The sequence below is a fragment of the Proteus sp. G4415 genome (assembly GCF_963896075.1).
Classification (GTDB): Bacteria; Pseudomonadota; Gammaproteobacteria; order Enterobacterales; family Enterobacteriaceae; genus Proteus; species Proteus mirabilis.
In genome coordinates this window covers 1-2,653 of sequence record NZ_CAWQOK010000100.1, presented here as the reverse complement: position 1 = coordinate 2,653, position 2,653 = coordinate 1, and the positions used below count along the sequence as shown (strand labels likewise).

The 2,653-nt window shown below is 41.5% G+C and carries 2 protein-coding genes; both read right to left on the bottom strand.

Going from position 1 to position 2,653, the window contains the following annotated elements:
• Window positions 1-21: 21 nt before the first annotated feature.
• A complete protein-coding gene (gene dcuC / locus AACU95_RS11550) occupies window positions 22-1,389 on the bottom strand; it encodes a C4-dicarboxylate transporter DcuC (protein WP_004245054.1) in 1,368 nt (455 codons plus the stop codon).
• The gene (pepT, locus tag AACU95_RS11545) at window positions 1,386-2,639 is read right to left on the bottom strand and encodes a peptidase T (protein WP_004245053.1); all 1,254 of its coding nucleotides are present in this window, start codon (window positions 2,637-2,639) and stop codon (window positions 1,386-1,388) included. The genes dcuC and pepT overlap by 4 nt, the downstream gene beginning before the upstream one ends.
• Between the last annotated feature and the right edge of the window lie 14 nt (window positions 2,640-2,653).

Below are 2,653 nucleotides of genomic sequence, written 5' to 3'. Positions count from 1 at the left end.
TAAATGCTTCAGGCGAGTTACTTAATAATAAAATATAGCAATAATGGCGCAGTGGAAAACAAAACCAACCATAAGAGGAACAGCGGTTCTTTTTACCACATCAAAGGGTTGCAATTTAGCTCCACTGGAAACCGCAATGATCACGCCAGCCACAGGAGACATGCCGCGTCCCATATGTGATGCCTGCTGCATAGGTAAAATCATTGCAATTGGATTAACCCCCATGCTATGGGCAATTTGTGGAATAAGTTCAACGAATGCAAGGAAAGGTGCATTACCTGAGCCCATAATAATTGCGGCAGCCAATGTCACGATAGCGAACACTAATGCCATTGCAAATGGTGGTAGACCAACAGATTCCGCCATAACGATCAGGCTGTCTATTGCACCACTGACTTTAATACCATGAGCAAAAACACCCGCGGCAACTAATAGTCCAACAACATTACTAAATGCAGAACCCATACCCTTTAGAAAATGTTGGAAGCCTGCACACACTGATTTAAAATCACGTAAGCGTAATGTTTCAATCAGCATACAAATTGCCATTGAAATTAATACAATAGTGACGACATCAAGGTGAATACCTTCAACAAATAGGCTTGATGAACTTACTGCCATAATAATAGGTAACATTGGCAGTAGGGCATAAAAGCCGGGGATATTTTTATCACTTTTGGCTTCTTCTGCTATTTTTCCTAATTGGGGTACAAAGCCCGCTTTGCGATCACAATGGCGTTGCCAGAAGATATGGGTAATACCAACAGCTAATACAGTTGCAATCGCTGCAGGACCTTGGTAGTAAAGCACATACTCAACCACGCCTAAGTCAACCGCTTTTGCACCTCGAATAGCATCAATCGCTGTTGGCGTGTAAGCAACGCCTAATGAAGTTGCAATGACACCGGCAGCAGATGCTGGAGATAAACCTAGTCCTATCATAATGGGGAACATGGTACCCATTAGTAGAACGGCCAATCCTGTGGCTGATGGAATAGCAAGTTGCAAAATACTCGCGAGTAAAAAAGAGAAAAATAACAACACATAAGGTGAGCGCATATTTTTCAATGGGCGAGTTGCAACACGTACAACAGCTTCATTAGCACCAATATGATCCATATAATGGGCGAATCCCATGAGTGCCATGATCATCAGACCTAAATCTGCAGCACGACTACTAAAGAGATCACGCATAACCTCAAAGGGATCTAGCCAGCTAATACCGGTTGTTTTGACATTTTTAGGCAGAATATCTCCCCAACCAAATATCATTGTTAGTGCCATTAAGATTAAACCAGCAACTAACAAAACCGGCTCGGCTTTATATCCTTTTAAGATCATTCTAGCGACAATAATAACGACAATTAAGACCGCAAGAATTTGGATCATGCTTTAGCTCCGGGGGCAAAACGCTCTGCGGTGATCTTAACGACAGATTTCAATACATCGCTGGCAGCATAAAGCGATTTAACGGGAAGATATTCATAAATAGAGTGGAAATTGTGCGCCCCGGTAAAGATATTAGGGCAAGGTAATCCTTTTTGCGATAATGCTGCTCCATCATAGCCACCCCGCATAGGGATTGGACGAGGGGTAATACCATTGGCTTTATAAGCATCAATAGCAATATCGATAGGATATCGATTTTCACCTTGTAGACTATTAAAGACATTTGCATAACGATCGGCTTGCTTACAAACAACAGTCCCTTCACCCCATAACGCTTCACATTGCTCTGAAAGTTGTTTTAAAAATGCCATACGATGGGCGTAGCCTGCTTCTGTGAAATCACGCACATCCATTTTTAATACGGTACGTGCGCTATTACCCGCCAGTTGTTTAACCCAATAATAACCTTCACGACCTTCGGTATATTCCGGTGCTTCACCGCCTGGTAACATCGCAATAAATTTATGTGCCATTAACAGTGAGTTTTTTAATTTACCTTTTGCTGACATAGGGTGTGCTGAGGTTCCGATAAAGGTTATTTCAACATCACCGGCATTCCAATTTTCATATACAAGTTCACCAATACCACAACAATCTAAGGTATAAGCAAAGTCTGCGCCGAATTCTGTTACATCAAAGGCTTTTGCACCACGTAAACCTTGCTCTTCATCGGGTACAAAACCAATTTTAACTGTACCGTGTTTGACTTCTGGATGTTGTTTAAAATATTGCAACATATCCATAATAGAGGCGATAGCCGCTTTGTCGTCAGCGCCTAATAAGCTAGTACCATCTGTTACGATGATATCGTCACCAATATAGTTTTCTAATTCAGGGAATTCACTTTGACGTAAAAAAATCTCAAGTTCTTTGTTTAAGCAAAGGTCGCCACCTTTATAAGGTAAAATTTGTGCTTTAGTATCATTAGTTTGTTCTGCACTGGTATCTAAGTGACCAAAGAAAGCCACGGTAGGAACCTCATAATCAAGGTTAGAAGGTAGTGTCGCGGTAACAATGGCAGTATCGCGAATTTTGATATCTTCAACACCTAACGCCTTTAACTCTTCGACTAATTGTAAAGCGAGGACTCGCTGACCTTCCGATGAAGGCATAATCCCCGCTGCGCCATTTTCTCTATTTGTTGTAGTATTCACCTTGGTGTAAGAAATAAACCGATCAACAATGTTCATGATTAGACTCCGTT

Bases quoted from the DNA above. Each gene is read 5' to 3' on its own strand.
- dcuC (WP_004245054.1), bottom strand. From the start codon at position 1,389: ATGATCCAAATTCTTGCGGTCTTAATTGTCGTTATTATTGTCGCTAGA.
- pepT (WP_004245053.1), bottom strand. From the start codon at position 2,639: ATGAACATTGTTGATCGGTTTATTTCTTACACCAAGGTGAATACTACA.